Origin of the sequence: Sulfurimonas sp. HSL-1656 (genome assembly GCF_039645585.1) — a bacterium.
Classification (GTDB): Bacteria; Campylobacterota; Campylobacteria; order Campylobacterales; family Sulfurimonadaceae; genus Thiomicrolovo; species Thiomicrolovo subterrani.
The window spans coordinates 61,151-82,691 of the sequence record NZ_CP147915.1 but is presented as its reverse complement, the minus strand read 5'-3'; the positions used below and the strand labels follow the sequence as shown (position 1 = coordinate 82,691).

Annotated in this window: 20 protein-coding genes; 17 read left to right on the top strand and 3 right to left on the bottom strand. The window is 61.4% G+C overall.

The window, feature by feature from the left end; all coding sequences use genetic code 11:
- Window positions 1-18: 18 nt before the first annotated feature.
- Entirely contained in the window at window positions 19-753 is a 735-nt protein-coding gene (locus tag WCX49_RS00390) for a phytanoyl-CoA dioxygenase family protein (RefSeq protein WP_345985609.1), read from the bottom strand.
- Entirely contained in the window at window positions 750-2,552 is a 1,803-nt protein-coding gene (locus tag WCX49_RS00385) for a menaquinone biosynthesis decarboxylase (RefSeq protein ID WP_345985608.1), read from the bottom strand. The genes WCX49_RS00390 and WCX49_RS00385 overlap by 4 nt, the downstream gene beginning before the upstream one ends.
- Window positions 2,553-2,695: 143 nt before the next feature.
- Here WCX49_RS00385 and WCX49_RS00380 point away from each other — a divergent pair, with 143 nt between their 5' ends.
- Window positions 2,696-2,878 (top strand): DUF2892 domain-containing protein, encoded by a 183-nt coding sequence (locus WCX49_RS00380; protein WP_345985607.1) that lies wholly within the window; start codon window positions 2,696-2,698, stop codon window positions 2,876-2,878.
- A 42-nt stretch (window positions 2,879-2,920) separates the two neighbouring features.
- Here the strand turns inward: WCX49_RS00380 and WCX49_RS00375 are convergent, their stop codons facing one another.
- Window positions 2,921-4,090 carry an MFS transporter gene (locus tag WCX49_RS00375; RefSeq protein ID WP_345985606.1) on the bottom strand — a complete coding sequence of 390 codons (1,170 nt, stop codon included), beginning with the start codon at window positions 4,088-4,090 and terminating at the stop codon, window positions 2,921-2,923.
- Window positions 4,091-4,270: 180 nt separating this feature from the next.
- Here WCX49_RS00375 and WCX49_RS00370 point away from each other — a divergent pair, with 180 nt between their 5' ends.
- From WCX49_RS00370 to WCX49_RS00295, 16 genes are all read left to right on the top strand, one after another.
- Window positions 4,271-6,226 (top strand): LTA synthase family protein, encoded by a 1,956-nt coding sequence (locus WCX49_RS00370; RefSeq protein WP_345985605.1) that lies wholly within the window; start codon window positions 4,271-4,273, stop codon window positions 6,224-6,226.
- A gap of 6 nt (window positions 6,227-6,232) precedes the next feature.
- Window positions 6,233-7,126, top strand: a complete 894-nt coding sequence (locus WCX49_RS00365; protein WP_345985604.1) for a cation diffusion facilitator family transporter — start codon at window positions 6,233-6,235, stop codon at window positions 7,124-7,126.
- Window positions 7,127-7,183: 57 nt separating this feature from the next.
- Entirely contained in the window at window positions 7,184-7,540 is a 357-nt protein-coding gene (locus WCX49_RS00360) for a hypothetical protein (protein WP_345985603.1), read from the top strand.
- Entirely contained in the window at window positions 7,537-8,358 is an 822-nt protein-coding gene (locus WCX49_RS00355) for a hypothetical protein (protein WP_345985602.1), read from the top strand. Before WCX49_RS00360 ends, WCX49_RS00355 begins: the two co-directional genes overlap by 4 nt.
- Before the next feature lie 8 nt (window positions 8,359-8,366).
- On the top strand, window positions 8,367-9,002 hold the full coding sequence (locus WCX49_RS00350; RefSeq protein ID WP_345985601.1) for a response regulator transcription factor: 636 nt from the start codon (window positions 8,367-8,369) through the stop codon (window positions 9,000-9,002).
- Complete coding sequence (locus WCX49_RS00345) at window positions 8,989-10,035, top strand: HAMP domain-containing sensor histidine kinase (protein ID WP_345985600.1); 1,047 nt, start codon at window positions 8,989-8,991, stop codon at window positions 10,033-10,035. The genes WCX49_RS00350 and WCX49_RS00345 overlap by 14 nt, the downstream gene beginning before the upstream one ends.
- A gap of 88 nt (window positions 10,036-10,123) precedes the next feature.
- Window positions 10,124-10,900, top strand: a complete 777-nt coding sequence (locus WCX49_RS00340) for a TOBE domain-containing protein (protein ID WP_345985599.1) — start codon at window positions 10,124-10,126, stop codon at window positions 10,898-10,900.
- Window positions 10,901-11,261: 361 nt separating this feature from the next.
- Window positions 11,262-12,596, top strand: a complete 1,335-nt coding sequence (locus tag WCX49_RS00335) for a cytochrome c (protein ID WP_345985598.1) — start codon at window positions 11,262-11,264, stop codon at window positions 12,594-12,596.
- Window positions 12,597-12,606: 10 nt separating this feature from the next.
- Window positions 12,607-13,797, top strand: a complete 1,191-nt coding sequence (locus WCX49_RS00330; protein ID WP_345985597.1) for a hypothetical protein — start codon at window positions 12,607-12,609, stop codon at window positions 13,795-13,797.
- Between the two features lie 297 nt (window positions 13,798-14,094).
- Window positions 14,095-14,667 carry a globin gene (locus tag WCX49_RS00325; RefSeq protein WP_345985596.1) on the top strand — a complete coding sequence of 191 codons (573 nt, stop codon included), beginning with the start codon at window positions 14,095-14,097 and terminating at the stop codon, window positions 14,665-14,667.
- 36 nt (window positions 14,668-14,703) lie between these two features.
- Entirely contained in the window at window positions 14,704-15,477 is a 774-nt protein-coding gene (locus WCX49_RS00320; protein ID WP_345985595.1) for an energy transducer TonB, read from the top strand.
- A gap of 9 nt (window positions 15,478-15,486) precedes the next feature.
- Window positions 15,487-16,491: an ABC transporter substrate-binding protein gene (locus WCX49_RS00315; protein WP_345985594.1), complete on the top strand. Its 1,005-nt coding sequence runs from the start codon at window positions 15,487-15,489 to the stop codon at window positions 16,489-16,491.
- Window positions 16,488-18,725 carry a TonB-dependent receptor gene (locus tag WCX49_RS00310; RefSeq protein ID WP_345985593.1) on the top strand — a complete coding sequence of 746 codons (2,238 nt, stop codon included), beginning with the start codon at window positions 16,488-16,490 and terminating at the stop codon, window positions 18,723-18,725. Before WCX49_RS00315 ends, WCX49_RS00310 begins: the two co-directional genes overlap by 4 nt.
- Window positions 18,725-19,741, top strand: a complete 1,017-nt coding sequence (locus WCX49_RS00305; protein ID WP_345985592.1) for an iron ABC transporter permease — start codon at window positions 18,725-18,727, stop codon at window positions 19,739-19,741. The genes WCX49_RS00310 and WCX49_RS00305 overlap by 1 nt, the downstream gene beginning before the upstream one ends.
- Window positions 19,732-20,520 (top strand): ABC transporter ATP-binding protein, encoded by a 789-nt coding sequence (locus WCX49_RS00300; RefSeq protein WP_345985591.1) that lies wholly within the window; start codon window positions 19,732-19,734, stop codon window positions 20,518-20,520. The genes WCX49_RS00305 and WCX49_RS00300 overlap by 10 nt, the downstream gene beginning before the upstream one ends.
- Window positions 20,517-21,506, top strand: a complete 990-nt coding sequence (locus WCX49_RS00295) for an ABC transporter substrate-binding protein (protein ID WP_345985590.1) — start codon at window positions 20,517-20,519, stop codon at window positions 21,504-21,506. Before WCX49_RS00300 ends, WCX49_RS00295 begins: the two co-directional genes overlap by 4 nt.
- Window positions 21,507-21,541 lie beyond the last annotated feature (35 nt).

Below are 21,541 nucleotides of genomic sequence, written 5' to 3'. Positions count from 1 at the left end.
GCGGAAGGGTGAGACCGGTCAGACCTCGAGCACGACCTCGGGGTACTCGGCGGAGCGGGTACCGGGAATAGGCTTGGTAGCAGCGCCCTTGACCGTATAGACGAAAGCGATCTTGGGTTCGTCGGTCTGGTTGTCGTAGGCGTGGTGCAGCGTCCGGCAATGAAACAGGATAACGTCGCCTTCGTGCAGGTCGTAATGCACCTTCTTCGCGATCAGGGCGTCGTTTTCCGGCAGCCCCGTCATAAAACTGGTATCGGTATCGAACTGTTCCGGCCGGTATTCAAGTTTGTGGCTGCCGTTGATAAACTCCAGCACCCCGTTCTCCATACGCTCTTCGCCCAATGCCAGCCAGACGCTTACGAGGTTGTCGTTCTCAAAGTGCCAGTAGCGGCGGTCCTGGTGCCAGCGGCTCTCCGTGCTCTTGGAGGGCATCTTCGTCATAATGGAGTTGTGGTGTGCCAGGGTTAAGACCGGGGTGTCGTGCAGTACCTGCGCCAGCATCGGGCGGATCTCCTTGTCCGTCATCCACTCGCGGAAAATCTCGCGGCGGTCATAGACCTGGCGCAGGCGGCGCAGGGTCGAGTTGTTCGAACCCGTGTACTCCCCTTCCGTCTCAATCGGCGGCGTGCGCGCCTCGATCTCCTCTTTGGCTGCCGCCAGGATCGCCTCGCAGCGCGCTTTGTCCACAAAGCCGCGCAGCAGGATGTACCCGTCGCGCTCAAACTGCGCCAGCTGCTCCTCACTCAGTTTCATCTGCTCTCTCCCACCAACTGGTATCGGTCGATCGTCTCGTCGTCAAGATCGATCAGGCCCCGTGCGCGCAGGTCGGCAAAGACGTCTGCGTCGCAGACGACGTCGCCGGGCCACTCGCGTGTAAAACCGTCCATCGGGTCCTTGTTGGTCCCGTCGACACCGATCATCTCCTCCAGCCAGACATCGCGCTGCGCATCGATGTTGTTCGTCACCCGCCACACGAGCATGTAGGGGTTGTTCACGTCGTTCTGGCGCGTGTCAACGAACACGGCGATCGCGATGTGTCCTGATAGCGGCTTCAGCGCCTCGAAGAGTTCGCGCGCCGGGCGCTTCTTCTCGTACTGGATCACCGTCACCGGGTTTGCGCTCTGCGTCATGTACTGTTTCAGCGCGACGACGTCGCTGTCGATCGTTTTCACCTTCTTCAGCAGCGCCGTGTCGTCAAGCAGGTCGATGGTGCGTTCCACGGTGTCACCCGTCGCGTCGATGCCGAGCTTCCCGCCGATGAGGGGCCTGCTCGCCGAGTGGTCCAGGGCATCGACGATCCCCGTCGTGATCGTCACGGCCTCCGGGGTGAGGCGGTCGAGGATATGCTTTGTCAGCGCCTCGTATTCCCCCAGCTCCGGGGCCGATTCGTCGACAAAGAGGGCGTGCTTGACGAAGCTCATCTGCCCCACGCCCCAGAGCGCGTGCATGATCTGCAGGCTGTGGCCCGGGTACTGCGGGGCGATCTTGCAGAGGATCAGGTTGTGGAACACCCCGTTCTCCGGCATCTTGTAGTCTTTGAGGTCCGGCGCCTGCGTCTGCAGGAGCGGTAAGAAGATCCGCTCCGTCGGCAGCCCCATGTATTTGTCCTCGAGCGGCGGCTTGCCGACGACGGTCGCGTAGAACACCGGGTCGTTTTTCGCGGTGATACGGCTCACCTCGAGGACCGGGTAGGGCTCTTTGAGGGTGTAGTAGCCGGTATGGTCGCCGAACATCCCCTCGATCTCGGTCACCTCCGGGTCGACCCACCCCTCGATGACGATGTCCGCGTCTTCAGGGACGTGGATCGGGTTGGTCTGGCACTTCACCAGGCGGGCGGGTTTGTTCCGCACGAAGCCGTAGAGCATCAGCTCGAAGATGCCGTGGGGCAGCGGTGCGGTGCCGCACCAGGTGTAGAGCGGGTCGCCGCCGATGGCGACGGAGACGGGCATCTTGCGGCCGGCTTTCTTGTACTGGTGGAAGAGGTGGTTCGAGTCCTTGTGGATCTGCCAGTGCATCCCCAGCCGTTTGTCGTCGTAGACCTGCAGGCGGTACATGCCGACATTGTGGATCTCGCCGTCGAGGCTCTGCGTATAGACCTGTCCCATCGTGATGAACTTGCCGCCGTCGTCGGACCAGGTCTTGAGGATCGGCAGTTCGGAGAGATCTGCGATCTCCCGGGTCTGGCAGGCCCCGGCGGATTTGAGGCGCTTGGGGAAGACGTTGCGCAGGTCAAAAAGGAACTTGAAGGTCTCCAGTTTGTCCGAGAGCGACTTGGGCGGCTTCAGTTTCAGCGCCTTCTGCACCTTGGCCGCGATGGCGTCCGGCGTCGCGCCGAAAATCGTCTCGACGACGGCGTCGTTGGCAAAGATGTTCATCACGACAGGCATATCGTAGGTTTTGCCGAGTGCCTTGTCAACGGGGTGGGTGAACACGAGAATCTTCGGCTCGGCCTTCTTGATCTCCGCATAGGCGATATGCGGGATCTCGAGGTTGACGTCGAGGGGTTCGTCGATAGTCCTGATCCAGGGGGAGAGCGTCTCAAAAATCTTCATAATTCCGTATTGTATCCCAGAGCAACTCTAAAAAACCTACATAAGAACGGGGGATGCACTTTGAAGGCAGTATGACTAATTGAAATAATTAATATTACGGCCGCACCCGCTGCGCTATAATTCCGCAAAAAACGGAGACCTTTATGAACGTTGTCAAGATTCGCAAATTCTGCCGCCCCTTCCGTATTCTCCTCGGTGCCGCCCTTATCGGCTACGGTGCCTACAGCGGCAACCCCTGGTTCTACCTCGGCGTGATCCCCCTCATCGCCGGTATCATGAACTTCTGTCCGCTCTGCAAAATCACCGGGCAGTGCAACATCATCTAACCCCCGATGCCACCGGGGGACGATGATCCGTTCCCCTTTCCTTCACCCCGCAGCAGAACACCCACCCCTTTTCAGAAACGTTTTGACATAAAGCACCGCCGCCGTGGCGAACGACACCCCCGCGATGATCAGGAAAAGCCCCTGGATGCCAGCATAGGCCACAATGGGCTGGAAGAGGATGGGCGAAAAAAACTGCCCCAGGAAAAAACTCATCGTCAGCATCCCCACGGCCCGCCCGCGGCGGTGCGGCGGCACCAGCGAGAGCAGCCAGGCATTGATGTTGACCATCACGAGCCCGAACCCCACCCCCATGAAGGCCGAGGCGAAAAAGAGCTGGTGCGGGGTACTCACCTGCGACATCACCAGCAGCCCAGTGCCGAAGAAGAGATAGATGAAAACGAAGATCTGGGCGTAATCGAAGCGTGCGCGGATCCGCGCGTACTGGCGCGCCGTCAGGGCGTTGATAAGCAGGGCAAAGGCGACGAAGTGCCCGATGCTGCTGGGGGTGCCGTGCAGCTCGTCGATGACGAGGTAGGGCATCTGGGTCGGCAGCATGTAAAACAGCAGCATTGAGAAAAACGCGCTGAGATAGACCGGCAGCAGCTTCGGCGAAACCGCCGCCGCCTCCCCGCTGTGCGTATGGAGCCTTTTCGGCTCGTAGAGCGACCGCAGGAGCAGCGGCAGGAAAAGCAGCGGCAGCAGGTAGATGGCAAAGGGGTAGTTCCACCCCAGCTGGGCGAGGTACCCCCCGGAGATGATAAAGACGATCCCGCCGAGCCCCACGGCCATCCCCTGCATCGACATGAAACGGTGCCGCCCCCTTTCATCGAAGTAGTCGCCGATCAGCGCAGTGGAGGCGGTCATGATCAGCGCGACGGAGAGCCCCAGCAGCGCGCGCCCGGCGAGGACCGCTTCGAAATCCTGCAGGTAAAAGCCGGAACTTCCCCCGACAATAAAGAGTACGACGCCCGTCAGCAGCGGACGCAGGCGGCCGAACCGGTCGACGATCATTCCCGCAAAAGGGGCGACCGCGGCAATCACAAGCGAGGGGATGGTCAGCAGTAGCTTGGAGAGAAACGCGATGTGGGGAACGTCCTCAAAGTGGTGGCTGATCAGCGGCAGGGCCGCGACGATGGAGATCCCGGACATGACGCCCATCGTCGCCAGCAGCAGCAGCGAGAGTTTGACATGGCGGGTGACGGAATCATACATAAGCGGCCTTTTTATGAAGCGCATTATACGCAGGGACGGACAATCCGTTGCCGTGCCCGGCGTTTTTATCCGCCACATAAGACGCCCTTCAGGCGGGGCCGCGGCACCCCTCCGCCCGGCATTCATCTGAATCGGGTATTATTCTATATTTAAAAATGTAACATACCCAAGGGGAGAAGAATGCACCCACCGCTCACCCAACGGCAGGCCATCGTCGCATCGCTGCGCCAGCTGTTCGCCTTTTACCTGCTTTTCATTGCCATTTTCTTTAGCGGACGGGCCCTCTTGTTTGCGCTCTATTACGACCGGATCGCCGATGCGGGTGTCAACCACTGGTTCAGCTTCCTCCTCGGCCTGCAGATGGACACGATCGTCACCTGCATCATCCTGGCCCTGCCGGTCCTCCTGCTCTTCACCGTCCCGCGGATGATCAGCGGCCAGGTACGTACTTTCATCCGTGTCTACCTGCTCATCTTTCTGCTGGCAGCACTCTTCATCGAAAATGCGACCTTCCCCTTCTTCGCCGAATTCGACGTCCGTCCGAACGACATCTTTCTGAACTACCTCGATTATCCCAAGGAGGTCTTCGGCAACATCTGGGCGACCTACAAGCTCAAGCTCCTCGTGGCCACTATTATGATGGCCGTGGCGGGCTACCTCTTCTGGACCCTGACCCGCAACACCTTCACAGTCGTTTTCGAGATCAAATGGCCCTTCCGCCTCCTGATGCTCCTGCCCCTGGTCGCCGTACTCTTCATCGGTATCCGCTCCTCTTTCAGCCACCGCGCGGCCAATATCTCCCTCGCGGTCTATACGGACTCGCACGTCGTGAACGAGATCACGAAGAACAGCCTCTACAGCATCGGCTACGCCTACTATTCGCAGAAGAAGCACGGCGTCGTCATGAGTAAATACGGCAAAATGCCGCTGGACGAAGCCTACGGGCGGGTCTCACGCCAGCTGCGTATCCCCGTCGGGAATATGGAGGACCCGTTCCTGCGGACCCAGAAGACCCACTTCCCCGCCGCCAAACCGAAAAACCTTGTCATTTTCCTGCAGGAGAGTCTGGGTGCACAGTTCGTCGGCGCGCTCGGCGGCGAAAAAGGGATCACACCGAACATCGACCGCCTGGCCAATGACTCCCTCTTCTTCGACCACCTCTACAGCAACGGCACCCGCAGCGTGCGGGGGATCTCCGGCAGCGTTTCGGGCTTCCTCCCGGTCCCCGGCAAGGGCGTCGTCAAGCGCAACAAATCCCAGGAGGGCTTCTTTACCGTCGCCTCGCTGCTCAAACCCTACGGCTACCGCAGCAGCTTCATCTACGGCGGGGCCAGCAACTTCGACAACATGCGCGGCTGGTTCTACGGCAACGGCTTTGACGTCCTGATCGATCAGCCCAAGTTCGTCAGCCCCGCCTTTACCGGGATCTGGGGCGTCTGCGACGAGGACCTCGTCGTCCGGGCCAACGAAGAGTTCGCCAAATGGCACGCCGAGGGCAAACCCTTCGTCTCCGTGCTCTTCAGTACGACCAACCACACCCCCTTCGAATTCCCGGGCGGGCGCATCGACCTGATCCCCGGCAAACCGAAGAACAGCGTCGAAAACGCCATCAAGTTCGCCGATTACGCCATCGGGAAGCTCATCGACGACGCCAAGCGCGAAGGGTACTACGACGACACCGTCTTCATGATCCTCGCCGACCACAACGTGCGCACCTACGGCGACGATCTTATTCCCCTCCCCAAATACCGCATCATGGGGATGATCCTCGGCGGCGGTATCAAACCCCAGCGCGTCGCCAAGCGCTCCACCCAGCCCGACGTCCTGGCCACGGCCCTCGACGCCGTCGGCATCGACCTTACTTATCCGGTCCTCGGCAAATCGATCTTCGAAGACCCCGAGAAAGAGATGGTCCTGATGCAGTTCCATGACATGTATGCCCTGCGCAACGGCGACAAGCTCGCCGTCGTCCAGCCCGACACCCCGCCGCTGACCTTCGACCTCTCCGCGGAGGACCACCTGACCCCCGCGGCGCACGACCCGGAGCTCGAACGGGATACGACGGCCTTTATCCATGTCATCAACGACCTCTACCAGAACAAGCTTTTCAAAGCGGCACCCGGCAGCGCGGAGTAACCTCCCATGAGCGGCCACCACCACACGCACGACATCAGCGGCGCGAAGCTGCTCGTCGCCGTCGTCCTCAACATTCTGATCACCGTCGCCCAGGTGGCCGGGGGCATCATGGCCGGCTCCCTGGCCCTGCTCAGCGACGCCCTGCACAACTTCAGCGACGTCATGGCCCTGCTGATCAGCTGGTTCGCGCACCGTATCTCCCATAAAGCGGCCGACAGCAGCCGTACCTTCGGTTACAAGCGGGCCGAGATCGTGGCCGCGCTCTTCAACGCCTCGGTGCTCGCGGGCATAGGCGTCTACCTCGTCTATGCCTCCGTCATGCGGCTGATCTACCCCGAACCCGTCCTCTCCTCCTGGCTGATCTGGATGGGGCTTCTGGGTATCGTCGTCAACGGCGGCAGCATCTTCCTGCTCGAATCCGACGCCCGTGCCAATATGAATATCCGCGCCGCCTATCTGCACCTGCTCGGCGACGTGCTGACCTCCGTCGCCGTCGTCATCGGCGGCGTGGCCATCGCCCTGTGGGAGCTCTACTGGGTCGACCCGCTCATCTCCATCATCATCGCCCTCTACCTCATTGCCGCATCCGCAGGCCTCATCAAAGAGAGCACGGGAGTCCTGATGCAGTTCGCCCCGCCCCAGGTCGACCTGCAGGCCGTCGCCGATACCGTCTGCGGCGACCCTGCCATCGCCGGGATCCACCACATCCACCTCTGGCGCCTCAGCGACCATGCCATCCACCTCGAAGCCCACCTGGATTTCACCGAGGATCTTCCCCTTTCCCAAACGACCGCGGCGGTCGAAGCCCTGGAAAAGCGGCTGAAAGCCCGTTTCGGCATCACCCATACGACCTTCCAGTGCGAATACGGCCGTGACGACGACAAGCGGCTGATCCGCTGAGCCGACTCACGCGCCGCTCACACTTCTGTGCGATACTACAGTCAAAAAGGAGCAGCTATGCGGTATTTCCTAACGATTCTGGCCCTCTGTACGGCCCTGCTCGCCGCCGAAGCCGAAGAGATCGACGCGATGATCGATGCGGTCATCAACGCGCCCAAAGCGGAGCGGTTCGAGAAGATGAACGCCTTCAAGCTCAAAATGCGCGAGCTCAACCAGCAGCAGCGAAGCGAAGCGCTGGAAGCCCTGCAGCACAGAATGCAGATGGAGGGGGCAGCCGTCGCGGCCGAACCGAAACCCGACGGCAACGAGGCGGCCATTCAGCAGCAGATGCGCCAGCAGCTCAAAACACAGCAGCAGATGCAACAGATGCAGCAACAGCAGATGCAGCCGCGTGCGGGACAACCGGGACGATGAAACGGTTACTCTTCGGCACGGCGCTGCTCGCTGCAGCCCTCTACGCGGCCCCCGCGGAGCGCGACAGCGATCTTGACGGCGTCCCCGACACCCTCGACCGCTGCCCCGGCACTGCCTTTGACATGACGGTGGGCGCGGATGGCTGCGCCCCGGACGAAGGAACCGCCGTCACCTTTCTGGCAGGGATAGGAATGAGCTATGCCACCGGGAAATACGGCGGAACGGAGAGCGTCGACTCCCTCTCGACAGATGCGATGGCAGCCCTCTACATCGGGGACTTTTATGTGACGGGTATCGTCAGCTATTACCATTACGGGACGGCGGATCCGACCGTCGCCGACAGCGAAGACGGCGGTCTCTCCGACACCTTCCTCGGCGCCGGCTACGCCTTCGGCATCACCGAAAACCTCTTTGTCACGCCGGGGGTGCACCTCAAGCTCGCCACCGCCGAGACAGGGACGGGAACCGGCGAGAACGACTGGGGCGGCTCCGTTGTAGGCCTCTACCGTTTTGCGGCGCTGGACGTTTTCGCACAGTACGGCTACACCGTTACGGGTGACAGCAGTACCACCGAGTACCCGGACATCGCTTTCGGCTCCGCCGGCGTCACCTTCTACCCCACGCCGACAAGCAGCCTGAGCTTCTCGTATGATTATTCGGAGTCGTATATCCCGGAGAGCCCGGACCTGAGCTCCGTCTCCGTGCTGGGGATCTTCCCGCTTTATGATACACTCTCGTTAAAGGTGAATTACAGCCTGGGGCTGAGCGATTCGGCCAGCGACCATGCGGCCGGCATCATGATTTTCGCCCGTTTCTAGGAGAGAGAATGGCACGGATTCTGCTGCTCGAAGACGATCCGGTCCTGGGGGAGTCCCTGCAGGACCTGCTGCAGCGGCACGGCCATGAAACCGTCTGGGTCACCGACGGGGAGGCCGCCGCCGACACGGCTTTTGACACCCCCTTCGACCTCTATCTCTTCGATATCAACGTCCCCCTGCTCAACGGTTTCGACCTCCTGGGTGCCCTGCGCGACGCCGAGGACCGCACCCCGGCCATTTTCATCTCCGCCCTGCGCGACATCGACTCGATGACCAAAGGGTTCGCCGCGGGCGCGGAGGATTACCTCAAAAAGCCCTTCGACATCGACGAGCTTCTGCTGCGCATCAGGGCGCGCACCCACCAGCTGGAGCGCCAGCTCCGCTACGGCGAGATCATCTTCAACCCGGCCGACGGGCGGGTAAACAAAAACAACCGCAGCGTCGATCTCGGGGAGATCCGCACGGCGATCTTCCGCCTGCTTATCACCAACGTCGGCCAGACCATCGACAAGGGCGAACTGCTGGAGCTGCTGGAACAGCCCACCGACCAGGCGCTGCGCTTCCACATCAGCCGCCTCAAACAGCAGCTGGGCATCGACATCACCAACGTCCGAGGCGTGGGGTACCGTCTTGAAAGCCTCTGAAAGAGAATCCTTCTTCAAGAGCCTCGCGCTCTACTTCGTTACCATCGAGATCCTGATCGGTTTCCTGCTCTATCACAACTACCGCGAGGACGTCGGCAGCCTCAAACAGCAGCTATTCCTGGAGATGAAAAACTTCAACTTCAACTTCGAGGGGGAGAAGTTCTCCCTCGATTTCGTCCCCTTGCAGACGGAAGCGCCCCTGCTGGAGCTGCGCGAGGACGGCCAGACGCTCTACGCTCTCTTCCCGCTCCCCGCCAACCAGCGCTATCTGCTCAAGATCTACTACCCCAGAGCGGACTTCAGGGAGCAGACCCGGGCGCTGCTGGGCCGCTACCTCCTTTTCATGCTGCTGCTCTCCGCCGTCGTCGGCGTCATGGCGCTCGGGTTCGCCCGCTATACCCTCCGCCCGCTGCGCAGTGCCCTGGAGCTGACCGACCGCTTCATCAAAGATATCATCCACGATCTCAACACCCCCGTCAGCGCTATTCTCATCAACACCTCGATGCTGAGCCGTGAGGACAAAGCCGTCCGGCGCATCGAGAAAAGCGCCAAACTGATCGGCATGCTCTACCGCAACCTCCAGGAGTACCAGGGCGGCCTGCCGCAGCAGCGCGACACCTTCCGGCTCGACACCCTCGTGGCGGAGCGGCTGGCCTTTTTCGAAAGCCTCTATCCCGCGCTCGCCTTTCACGCCGACCTCGCACCGACGACGCTGACCGCCAACCCCGACGCCCTGACGCGGATCGTCGACAACCTGCTCTCCAACGCCTGCAAATACAACATCAAGGAGGGGGAGGTGACGCTGGCGCTCTCGGGGGGCACCTTCAGCATCACCAATACCGCCGCGGTACCCATCCGTTCGCCCCGCAACCTCTTTGACCGTTTCTACAAGGAGAGCGAACGCGGCATCGGAATAGGCCTGCACATCGTCAAAAAACTCTGCGACGAGGAGCGGATCGCCATCGCCGTCACCCAGGCCGAAAACCGCGTCACCTTCACCTGCACCCTGCCGCCTGAACAAACCACGCGTTAGCGTCTGTTATAATAAGCCCCTCAAATCATTCGCCAAGGAACCCCATGCCGCCGATTCCCCTCCCTGTGACCTCTACCAAAGGCATCCCATGCAGATAGACGGGCGCTTCTGGCTGCGAAAAGACGGCAGGAACTTTCTGGGCAACGGTCGCATCGAACTCCTCGAGAAGATCGCCCAGACCGGCTCCATCCACGCCGCGGCGAAGGCGATGAAGATGAGCTACAAGGCGGCATGGGAGCGGGTCAATGCCATGAACGACATCGCCGACCGCCCCATCATCGAAAAGACCACCGGCGGGCGCGGCGGCGGCGGGACGGTCCTCACCGCCCATGCGTATGAACTCATCGCCACCTACAAGCGCTTCGCGGAGCTGCACCGCGAATTCATCAACCGCTTCGCCGAAGCGGGGGATGACCCCGAACGGCTCGCCCGCATCCTCTCGCGTACCTTCCTCACGACGAGCGCGCGCAACCAGATCGCCTGCAGCGTCGGAAGCATCACGCCCCACGCCCTGCGTTCCGAACTGCGCCTGCAGCTTCCCGGCGGCGACACCCTCTATTCCGTCATCACCTCGACGTCGGTGCGCAATATGGGCCTGGAAGAGGGGTGCGACGCCTACGCCATCATCAAATCCAGCGACGTCGCCATCAGTGCCACGGCACCGGAAGCCTCCGACGATGTCAATATCCTGAAGGGAAAGATCACTTCCCTGCAGCGCAGCAGCGAAAACGCGGAGATCACCCTCCAGCTCGAAGGGGGGTCCAAACTGATCGGTGTCACGGACCTCGACGCCAGCGACGCCCTGGAAACGGCGATGGTTGCCTACGCGACCGTCGCAAAGAACCACATCATCATCGGGGCCTGAACCGGCTGCACGGCGCCCCGCACACCCTCTTATCCCCTTACCGTTCGTTTCGGAACAGCCCTTAACACAAAATTAATATCAGTTGATTATTATTTTCCGTTTCCCATATTTCAGAATTGTTTTAAATGAGGAAGCAGTTTTAACCGGATGAAGAAGCATACCCGTCGACAATTTGGCGATGACAGACGGGTATGTTTGTGTTGTGTTACAACATTTTATTGTGCCATATCCCTATGACGAATCAAATGTTGTTTTTTCCAATAGGCGCATTTTGGGCGGCCAGCCCACCCGAGTGCTACCTATGGAATCATCCCGGAGGGGCTTTTTCCCCTGCCGGGATTATCTGTTTGAGGAGAAACGGATGGATTTCATTGGCATGTTTCCACTTTTCTATTTTCCTGATATCGGCTCTGCCTGGTTGATGGGAATCACCGGAACCATTCATATTCTGGCTTCGCACACCTCCGTCGGTGCCGCACTGCTTTTTGCCTTCCTGGCGCACAAGGCGTACAAGGAGAACCGCACCGACCTCTATGACTATATGAAGAAGTACGGCATGTTCCTGCTGATCTTTTCCTACGTCATCGGTTCCATCACGGGTCCGGGGATCTGGTATACGGCCACGGCGGCCAGCCCGCGGGGAATCAGCGCACTGATCCACAACTTCGTCTGGGTCTGGGCTACAGAGTGGGTCTTCTTCATCTATGAGGTCATCGGCGTCTTCGCGCTGGTCTACTTCATCGATAAAATCGACCGCAAAACACACCTGAAGCTGACCTACACCTTCGCACTGGCCTCCGTCGGCACCCTGATGCTCATCATCGGGATCATCAGCTTCATGATGTGGCCGGGCAACGACGCCTTCTACCAGACGGGATCGGCCAGCGACGCCTTCTTCGGGGTCAACACCTTCCCGCACATGTTCCTGCGTATCGGCTTCATGATCATGATGGCCGGTGTCATCGGACTGATCATCTCCAGCGCAATGAAGAACAAGGAGGTCTCGTACGAGCTGACCCGCAAAATGGGCTACGTCAGCCTCCTCGGCGGCTTCCTGGTGCTCTTCTTCTTTATGTGGTACATCAAGACGCTGCCCGAGAGCGCGGACATCCTGCTGGGGATCTACCTCCCGTCCATCCTGACGACGCGAATCATCCTCATCCTGGCCTTCGCGCTCTATTTCCTCCTCGCGATCTTCAAACCGCAGTATATCCGCCGCTCGCTGGCGATCGTCATGCTCTTTGTTATCGCCGTTGTCGGCCTCTGGCCGGGCGAAAAGCTGCGTGAGAGCCTGCGCAAACCCTACGTCGCCGGACGTTATATCTACAGCAACCAGATCATCAGCCGGGACGTCCCGGGCAAAGGGATCAAAAGTGAAGTGGAGGTTATCGCCGACAGAGGGCTTTTGAGGGTCAATCCCTGGATCCCCGACCGGCTGCGCACGATCACCCCGGAGAATCGGCTCGAAGCGGGCCAGCTGCTGACCAAGCTCGCCTGTTCCAACTGCCACGCACTGGAGCCGGGTGCCAAGTTCCGCCCGCTCATGCTTCGGTTTGCCGGCCAGGACAAAGAGACGATCAAAGCCTTCATGCAGGGCTCGCTGGCGACGGGGGCCATCCCCTATATGCCCAGAATCGACCTCCCCGACGCCGAGTTCGACGCCATGGCCGCCTGGATAGCGACCCAAATCAACTAAGGAGATGCCTATGGATGCTACACTGTTAAATACCCTCCGCGACCCCGCGGGGGTCCCGTTCTACCCCGTCGTCTTTCAGGCGCTCTACGTCCTGACGTGGGCGCTGCACGCCGCTTTCGTCCTGCTCGCCATCGGCAGCATCACGCTTTCGCTCGCCGGCCACGGCAAACAGAAGCAAAGTGCTGACTGGAAGCTCCTGACGGGACACATGATCCAGACCGGAAAGATCAGCATCTCGCTGGCGATCCTGCTCGGCATCGCGCCGCTGCTCTTTACGCAGGTCATCTATGACCCCAACTGGTACGTGACCAACGCGCTATCGGGCATCTGGGTCTTCACGTTCATCTACGCGCTGATCGTCGGCTATATGCTCTTCTACTGGTTCTATTACGCCAATAAAAAGGGCGACGGCAAGCTGATCGGCCTGGTCAGCTTTGCGTTTATCGTCTTTGCCGGGGTACTGATGCACGTCTTCTCCGTCGAGTCCATCCAGCCCAACGAGTGGATGGGGTGGTATGCGCCGGGCGGCACGGTCGACACCTCCGGACTCAGCTTCCACATGCATCCGGTCCGGCTGCTCTTTATGGTCTCGCTCAGTGCCCCCGTCGTCGGCATTTTCCTGCAGAACTACAGCGATTTCCTGAGCACACGCAACGATTTCACGAAGGAGTACATCGCCTTTGCCCGCAGCCTCGGCACGACCATCGCGTCCATCGGTCTGCTCGCGAGCGCCGCGCTCTTCGTCGTCTGGATGTTTATGGAGGGGCTGCTGCTCAACCCGCTCTCCCTTGCCATCGTCGTCTCCGTGCTGCTCCTGCTCGTGATGATCCACTTCGTCAAGCGGAGCTACCTGACGACCCTCTGGCTCGTCGTGGTCGCCCTGCTGATCTCCGGCATGCGCGAACTGATCCGCTTCCAGATCATGGGCGACCTGGGCTACTCCGTCTACGACTACCCGATGAACATCGACTGGCCCTCCGTCGTCATGTTCCTGCTCACCTTCGTCTTCCTCGGCTTCACCGGCGTCGCGTTCATCGCGACGCTGGCGTGGAGAGCCGGAAAGTCCGAAGGGGTCTTCGATGCCAGCAAAGACGCCCTCGTCTCCAGGCTGGCCAACTCCACCTTCGCTATTTTGATCGTGTGGTGTCTGGTCTATTTCGGCTGGGGCATGTTCACCGTCTTCAAAAACAGCTTCGCGTGACACCCACACTTCCGGGCCCGCGCCCGGGAGAACCTTCCTGCAGGACAGTCCATTGCTTCCGGGGCACTCCACATGCCCTGCCTCCTTGTACTTTCAAAGCGTACCGACACGATGCGGCTGTCCGGCCGGAGGGTTTGCCGCCCTCGCATGACAAAAGTCCTACCGTTTAAGACAAAACAAGACATTTTCGTTATATCATTCCAAAAACAACGCAAAATGTACCGATTTGCATGGAATATCAGCTGCATCTATGGCTGAAATATCGTTATATCATTTAAAATATAATGGAGCGAGAACATGAACGTCTTTACCGAAGAGGGGACGCCGATCCAGGGGTTTAACCAGTGCGGCACCCGGCCGTTTGAAGGGGCCGGTGCCCTCCCGCGTACGGTCGATGCGAAGATCGACTTCATCTATCCCGAGGTGACCTTCCCCTCCGATGCACTCTACCGCGCCTGGGGGGAACCGAACATCCGTGCCCTCGTGCGGTACCACCACGCTCTACTGCGCAAGACGGTACTGGGCGAGATGTTCCCCGCTGACGACAACGCCTTCGCCGCCGCCACCGAAAAAGCCGCCGATTTCTTTATCGAGGCGCTGGGCGGTGCGAAAGCCTTCAGCGATGCCCACGGCCACCCGGCGCTGCGGATGCGCCACCTGCACCTCATCGTTGACGAGAAAGCCCGCGATATCTGGCTCATGATGTACCGCAAGGCGATGGCGGAGTGCGCCATGCCCGCCGAACACGCCCGGGAGTTCTGGGAGTGGATCGAAGCCCTCTCCATCCGCATGATTAACCGCCGCACCACGGTCACCCCCATCACGCGCCACCCCTATGAACCCCTCGCAGGGCGCAAGGCGGCGGAGTAGACGATGCATTCGCTTTCGCCTGTCGTTATATCAAATATGATACACGAAAACGACCACCGTCACCGCCTGCTGGCAATGGGCGCCTCCGTACTGATGCACGGGGCACTGCTGGGCGCGTTCCTCTACGCGCCGCGCCCCGTCCTGCCCGCACCGGCAGCCGAACGGCAGACGGTGGCGATCTCCCTGGCCGCCTATACCCCGCGTGCCGCGTCGCCGGCAGCGGCCGCCGCCCCGCAAGCAAAACCCCTCCCGGCCAAACCGGCTGCACGCCCGAAATCCGCGGTGAAATCAGCACCGAAACCGGCGCCGGTCACCGCAAAACCCGCCCCGGTCACGCTGCCCATTCCCCAACACAAAACCCCTGAGATAAAGGCGTCCGACGACGCGTCTTTATCTGAGGCGTTTGCCTCCCTTCCGTCCCCGCCCGTCGCTCCGGCCTCACACGCGGAAACTTCTCCTCACACACCAGACAATGCGTCAAGCGCTACACCGCTTGCAAACAACAACAAAAAAGCTGACCCAACCGGGCCGGACGCAACGGTGCTGGGACGGATACGTGCCATGATCGAATCCGCCATCACCTACCCCGCCGCCGCAAGAAGGCTGCGGCTCGAGGGGGTGGTGACGCTCTCGTTCAAACTTGCTTCCGATGGTACGGTCGCTACTGCAGAAGTCTTGCGCAGCAGCGGCAGTACCGTTCTGGACCGTAAAGCGTTGCAAACGCTATGGGATCTCAGCGGCGATTTTCCCTCTCTCGAATCGCTGACCCATCTGACGATCCCGATCACCTTCTCACTTTCACACTCTTAGGAATCCACCATGAACAGACTTCTGCTTACCCTCTTCATATCGGTGCTCGTCTCGGTGCCCCAGGCGCTTAGCGATATGAAGGATGACCAGGCGACCGTCAGCAGGGTCTTCGGCTCATCACCGCCGATGAACTACCTGCTCTATGCCCTCGACCCCGCCAAGATGATCGGCCTCAACTTCAAAGCCAAGAACCCCTTCAACGGCGCCGATCCCGCCTACCTCGACAAGCGCTTCCTGGCCCTGCCCGTCATCGGGTCGTTCCACGGCAGCGGCAGCCGCATCAACCTCGAGACCCTCGTCGCCGCCCACCCCGACCTCGTGCTGATCTGGGAGGATGACATGCTTGTGCAGACCGTGACCGACCAGATCAAAAAACTCGGCGTCCCGACGCTGACGGTGCCTTTTAGGCAGATCGCGTCGATGCCCGGCGCCATGGAGCGCGTCGGCGACGCCGTCGGTGCAGGCGAACGCGGCCGGCAACTGGCCGATTACACCCGCACGGTTATTGACGAGATCAACGCCTCGCTGGCCGGCACCAAACCGACACGCTATTACTATGCCGAGGGGCTGGACGGCCTCTCGACGGAGTGCGACACCTCCTTCCACGTCGTCGCCATGAACTTCGCCGGCGGCGAGAACGTCCATAAGTGCCGCCAGAGCAACCTGCGCGGGCTGGAGAAGATCAACTTCGAGACCCTGCTGGCCTATGACCCGGAAGTGATCATCGTCCAGCACGCCATGGTCTACGGCGACCTCGTGGAGGACCCGATGTGGAAACAGCTCCGCGCCGTCAAAGCGGGGCGGATCTACCTCGTGCCGACGGTGCCGTTCAACTGGGTCGACCGTCCGCCCTCGTTCATGCGCGTCATCGGCATCCAGTGGCTCGCTTCCCTCTTCCATCCGGAGGCATACGATGTCGACCTGAAAATGCGCGTCGCCGCGTTCTACAAACTCTTTCTCAACGTCGACCTGAGTCCCCGCGAGATCAATACGCTATTAGGAGATTCCCTTTGAAACCCGCTTACACCTACCCCCTTGTCGCCGTCATGGCCGCCTCCGCCCTCTGGGCCGGCCCCGTCAATATCGAGCACATCGTCGTCTCCGACACTGCCCTGGACGACACCCTCTACCTGGGCGACGTCAACGGGTCCGACCAGCGCTTCGAGAAAAAGAGCATCACGACCCTCGGGACGCAGGCCAACATGAACCCCTTTACGATCATCCAGTACTCCCCCTCGGTCAACTACACCCCCGCGGACACGGCAGGCTCCAACGAACCCTCCTACCACGACCCCATCCGCATCCGCGGCAAATCCCAGTCCGGCCCGGGGGGCGTCTACATGATCGACGGCATGCCGATCTCCAGCAACCCCGGCGGCGGTAAACAGATGCTCGACATGGAGAACGTCGCCTCCATCGACCTGCTCAAAGGGTACCTGCCGCCGGAAAAGAACATCGGTTTCTCCAGCCTGATCGGCAAGGTCGACATGAACGTCAACGCGCCGCGGCAGCAGACGAATGCCATCCTCTCGCAGTCGTTCGGTTCGGACAGCTTTACGCGCTCCTTTGGACGCTTCGACAGCGGGAAGATGGGGGACGTCCGCCTCTTCGGATCGATCTCCCACCTCGGATACGACAAGTACAAGGGCGACGGGGACCTCGAACGCTTCAACGCCATGGCGGGGATCGCCTATACCCCCTCGGAGATGTTCAGCGCGGAAGCCTACGTCATCTACAACAAAGACGACCACCACAACTACTACGCCCTCTCCTATACCGAGACCCGGGACCTGGAGAGCTTCTGGGACAAGGATTACGCCGCCGCCCGGCCGACGGCGAACAACGACGTCGACTACTACGACTGGAACAAGCAGAGCTTCGATACGACGGCCGTCCTCTCAACCCTGCAGTTCCGCCCGAGCGCCAACGACACGGTGACATTAAAACCCTACTACAAAACGGACAAAGGGGAGTACTGGAACTCCAGCGTCAACGCGGACCCCGCGAAAAACCGCGTCATCCAGTGGCGGATCGACCATGACCTCTACGGGGGCGTCGCCGAGTACACCCACCGCTTCTCCAAGGCCCTCAAGACGACGCTGGGCTACTGGTACCACAAGCAGCAGCCTCCGGGACCGCCGACGGACCGCCTGAAGTACAAGTCTGTCGGCGGCGACCTCGTCTTTGACGGGTACGCCTCCCTGGCCAAAACCGGCTACCACACCCTCCAGGCCCCCTTCGCGGAGCTCTCCGGCAGCCTCGGCAGCTTCGACTACAATGTCGGGCTCCAGTACCAGAGCTTCGAGATCGGCTCGCTCGAGAGCTACACCTTCGGCACCGACCTCAACACGAGCCAGAACTACGACACGGCGATCGCCGAGGGGACGCTCGATCCGTGGGCCAGCGTCAAGGCGAAGACCTTCTATACGTGGATCCCGTCGCTCTACGCCGGCTACCGCTTCGATGAGCGCAATACGCTCTACGTCTCCTATGCCCGGACCTACGGCTTCGACGTCAACCTCTTCCCGACCTACATCAAGAACCGGGCCAGTTTCGTCGCCAAGAACGTGACCCTGCAGCAGCTGTGGAACAAACTCGAACTCGAGACCTCCGACAACATCGACCTGGGCTACAAGACGATGGTCGGCGGCATCGCGCTGAACCCGGTGCTTTTCGTCTCCTACGTCAAGAACAAGCAGGCCAACGTCTACGACCCCGAATACGGCGTGAACTATCCCGCCAACGTCGGCGACGCGATGGGCTACGGCGCAGAGTTCTCCGCCTCGGGCCCGGTCAGCGAATCGCTGGAGTTCATCGCGGGGCTCTCCTATAACAAGTACGCCTTTACGCAGGACTTCAAAAGCTCGCCGACGACGACGATCGACACCGAGGGCAAACAGGTCCCCGACGCGCCGGAGGTCCTGGCCAAGGCGGCGCTCTCCTACAGCGTCGGCGGCTGGATGATCACCCCGAGCGTGCGCTACACCTCCAAGCGCTACGGCGACCTGCAGAACAGCCAGACCGTCGACGCTTACACCCTCTTCGACCTCGACGTCGCCTACCGCATCAACGGCTTCCTCGGCAGCAAAAGCGCCGTCTTCCGCCTCAGCGGTACGAACCTGACCGACGAGAAGTACGTCGCGACGATCATCTCCGCGGACAACGTCCTGGCGACGACGGGGACCTCATCGACCTACATGACCGGCGCGCCGATGCAGGTGTTCGGCTCGCTCACCGTGAACTTCTGATGCAGCGCCGCTACGCCCTCTCCCTCTCGGCGGCACTCATGGTGCTTCTGCTCGTGGCCACGCTGACGCTGATGTGGGGCCAGTACCCCGTCGACGCCCGGACGCTTGCGGGCTTCCTGGAGTACAAGCTCCTCGGCGGCGAGGCCCTGCCGCAGTACGCGCTGCTGGAGAACATCATCGTGCAGATCCGCCTGCCGCGCATCCTGCTGGCGATGCTCATCGGCGCGGCGCTCGCCACCTCGGGCGCGGCTTTCCAGGCGATGTTCGTCAACCCCCTCGTCTCTCCGGGGATCCTGGGCGTCCTCGCCGGGGCCTCCTTCGGCGCGGCGCTGGGGATGCTCGTGAGCGAGCAGTGGTGGATCGTGCAGGCGCTGGCCTTCATCTTCGGTTTCGTCGCCGTCGGTTTTGCCGTGATGGTCGGCGGCATGGTCCGCGCCGGACGCTCCTCGATCATGCTCGTGCTCGGCGGGGTCATCAGCGGTTCGCTCTTCACGGCCCTGCTCTCCGTTGTCAAATACGTCGCCGACCCCTACAGCACCCTCCCCGCCATCGTCTACTGGCTGATGGGATCGCTCAGCATGGCGGACCTGGACGGGGTCGCCCTCGCCGCCGTTCCGATGCTGCTGGGTATCGGCGGGCTGATCGTGCTGGGGCGCTATTTCGACCTGCTCAGCCTCGGCGACGAAGAGGCGCGCGCGCTGGGAATCAACGTGACGCGCATCCGCTTCATCGCCATCGTGCTCGCCACCCTGGCCAGTGCGCTCTCCGTCGTTATGGCGGGGATCATCGGCTGGGTCGGCCTCATCATCCCCCACATCGTCCGGATGGCCTTCGGGCCTTCCCACACCCTGCTGATGCCGCTGTCGGCCATTACGGGAGCCGCGTTTCTGCTCCTGGCCGATTCGGTCTCGAGGCTGGCGATGAGCGTGGAGATCCCCATCGGGATCCTCACCTCGCTCATCGGCATCCCCGTCTTTATCATCGTACTCAAACACGCGAGGGCCGCATGGAACTGAAACCGATCATCGAAGTCAAAAACCTCACCTTCTCCTACCCGACGCACCAGGTGCTCAAAAAGATGAACTTCGCCCTCTACCCCGGCGAAGTCGTCAGCCTGCTGGGGCCCAACGGCTGCGGCAAAAGTACGCTGATCCGCCTGATGCTCGGCCTGCTGCGCGGCAGCGGCGACATCCGGCTGGACGGCGCGCCGCTCGCACGCTACTCCCACCGGGAGATCGCGCAGCATATCGCCTACATTCCCCAGTACCACAGCGTCCCCTTCAACTACACGGTCGCGGAGATGGTCATGATGGGGCGGGCGGCGAAGCTCGGCTTCTTCGCCCAGCCCGGCGCGCGCGACCGCGAGGTCGCCATGGAGGCGCTGCGGACCGTCGGCATCAAGACGCTGGCCTCCCGCCCCTTCGGGCAGCTCAGCGGCGGGCAGAAGCAGATGGTGCTGCTGGCGCGCGCCCTGGCCCAGGAGGTCTCCACCTTTATCATGGACGAACCGGTCACCGGGCTTGATTACGGCAACCAGATGCGGCTGCTGGAGATGATCGCACACCTGGCGGGGCAGGGGAAGACCTTCCTCAAAACGACACACTACCCCGACCACGCCCTGCTTGTCTCCAGCCGCGTCGCCGTCATGCACGACGGCCACATGATCGACCAAGGCGTGCCCGACGCCGTCATCACCCCCGAGATGCTGCGCCGGGTCTACGGTGTCGAGGCCGATATCGTGGAGCACCGCGACAAGAACTGGTGCCTGCCGCACTTCCGGAGGGTCTCCGCATGAGAACAGGCATCTTTTTTCTTTTGGCCCTCTGCCTCCTCGCAGGCACGCTACAGGCACGGAGCCTCACGGACGATTACGGCCGGACGGTCGATCTCCCCGAGACGGTGACGAGGATCTACGCGGCGTCGCCGCCGCTGACGATGAGCGTGCTCGCCTTCGACCCCGCGCTCATCGCGGCGCTCAACTTCCCGTGGAGCGATGCGCAGCGCCCCTACGCCGGGGCCGCCGACGGCCGACCCGTCGCCGGGGGGTTTTTCGGGCAGGGGCAGACCCCGAACTTCGAAGTGCTGGCCCTGACGCGCCCCGACGTCATTCTCGTCTGGGGCGGGATGCCGGGGGTGGAGAAGATCGTCGGCAAGTTCGACGCGCTCGGCATCCCCGTCCTTCTCGTGCGTAATTCGTCGATCCGCGACCTGCTCACCCAGTTCGCACTGCTGGGGCGTCTGACCGGCAACACCCAGCGCGCCGACGCCCTGGTCGCCTACACCGAGCAGACCCTCGCCCTCATCGATGCACTGCAGCCGAAACTGGCCGAGCGTAAACCGGTGCGCTACTACTTCGCCGAGGGCCCCGACGGGCTCTCCAGCGAATGCGACGGCTCGTTCCACCTCGAACCCTTCACCTACGCCGGGGCGAAGAACGCCCTGGAGTGCCGGATGAGTTCCAACTACGGGATGGAAAAAGTGAGCCTGGAGACGGTCATGCTCGCCGACCCGGACGTCATCGTCGCGATGGAGCCCGTTTTCGCCGACGCCGTCGGGAAAGATCCCCGCTGGCAGGCGCTGCGCGCCGTCCGCGAAGGCAGGGTCCTCACCGTGCCGTCACTCCCCTTCAACTACATCACCCGTCCGCCGTCGTTCATGCGGCTGATGGGGATCCGGTGGCTCATAAACCACTTCTACCCGGAGTGGCTTGAAGGGGAGGAAGAAGCGCGTTTCGAGGCGCTCTTTTTCCCCGCCTACGACACCGCGGCCCCTGCCCGCTGACACGCAAAAGGTGCTGCGGAAGAAGCGGCGGCATC

What these genes read in the sequence shown, in the direction of transcription:
- WCX49_RS00390 (WP_345985609.1), bottom strand. Translation starts at nt 753, where the DNA reads ATGAAACTGAGTGAGGAGCAGCTGGCGCAGTTTGAGCGCGACGGGTAC.
- WCX49_RS00385 (WP_345985608.1), bottom strand. Translation starts at nt 2,552, where the DNA reads ATGAAGATTTTTGAGACGCTCTCCCCCTGGATCAGGACTATCGACGAA.
- WCX49_RS00380 (WP_345985607.1), top strand. Translation starts at nt 2,696, where the DNA reads ATGAACGTTGTCAAGATTCGCAAATTCTGCCGCCCCTTCCGTATTCTC.
- WCX49_RS00375 (WP_345985606.1), bottom strand. Translation starts at nt 4,090, where the DNA reads ATGTATGATTCCGTCACCCGCCATGTCAAACTCTCGCTGCTGCTGCTG.
- WCX49_RS00370 (WP_345985605.1), top strand. Translation starts at nt 4,271, where the DNA reads ATGCACCCACCGCTCACCCAACGGCAGGCCATCGTCGCATCGCTGCGC.
- WCX49_RS00365 (WP_345985604.1), top strand. Translation starts at nt 6,233, where the DNA reads ATGAGCGGCCACCACCACACGCACGACATCAGCGGCGCGAAGCTGCTC.
- WCX49_RS00360 (WP_345985603.1), top strand. Translation starts at nt 7,184, where the DNA reads ATGCGGTATTTCCTAACGATTCTGGCCCTCTGTACGGCCCTGCTCGCC.
- WCX49_RS00355 (WP_345985602.1), top strand. Translation starts at nt 7,537, where the DNA reads ATGAAACGGTTACTCTTCGGCACGGCGCTGCTCGCTGCAGCCCTCTAC.
- WCX49_RS00350 (WP_345985601.1), top strand. Translation starts at nt 8,367, where the DNA reads ATGGCACGGATTCTGCTGCTCGAAGACGATCCGGTCCTGGGGGAGTCC.
- WCX49_RS00340 (WP_345985599.1), top strand. Translation starts at nt 10,124, where the DNA reads ATGCAGATAGACGGGCGCTTCTGGCTGCGAAAAGACGGCAGGAACTTT.
- WCX49_RS00335 (WP_345985598.1), top strand. Translation starts at nt 11,262, where the DNA reads ATGGATTTCATTGGCATGTTTCCACTTTTCTATTTTCCTGATATCGGC.
- WCX49_RS00330 (WP_345985597.1), top strand. Translation starts at nt 12,607, where the DNA reads ATGGATGCTACACTGTTAAATACCCTCCGCGACCCCGCGGGGGTCCCG.
- WCX49_RS00325 (WP_345985596.1), top strand. Translation starts at nt 14,095, where the DNA reads ATGAACGTCTTTACCGAAGAGGGGACGCCGATCCAGGGGTTTAACCAG.
- WCX49_RS00320 (WP_345985595.1), top strand. Translation starts at nt 14,704, where the DNA reads ATGATACACGAAAACGACCACCGTCACCGCCTGCTGGCAATGGGCGCC.
- WCX49_RS00315 (WP_345985594.1), top strand. Translation starts at nt 15,487, where the DNA reads ATGAACAGACTTCTGCTTACCCTCTTCATATCGGTGCTCGTCTCGGTG.
- WCX49_RS00305 (WP_345985592.1), top strand. Translation starts at nt 18,725, where the DNA reads ATGCAGCGCCGCTACGCCCTCTCCCTCTCGGCGGCACTCATGGTGCTT.
- WCX49_RS00300 (WP_345985591.1), top strand. Translation starts at nt 19,732, where the DNA reads ATGGAACTGAAACCGATCATCGAAGTCAAAAACCTCACCTTCTCCTAC.
- WCX49_RS00295 (WP_345985590.1), top strand. Translation starts at nt 20,517, where the DNA reads ATGAGAACAGGCATCTTTTTTCTTTTGGCCCTCTGCCTCCTCGCAGGC.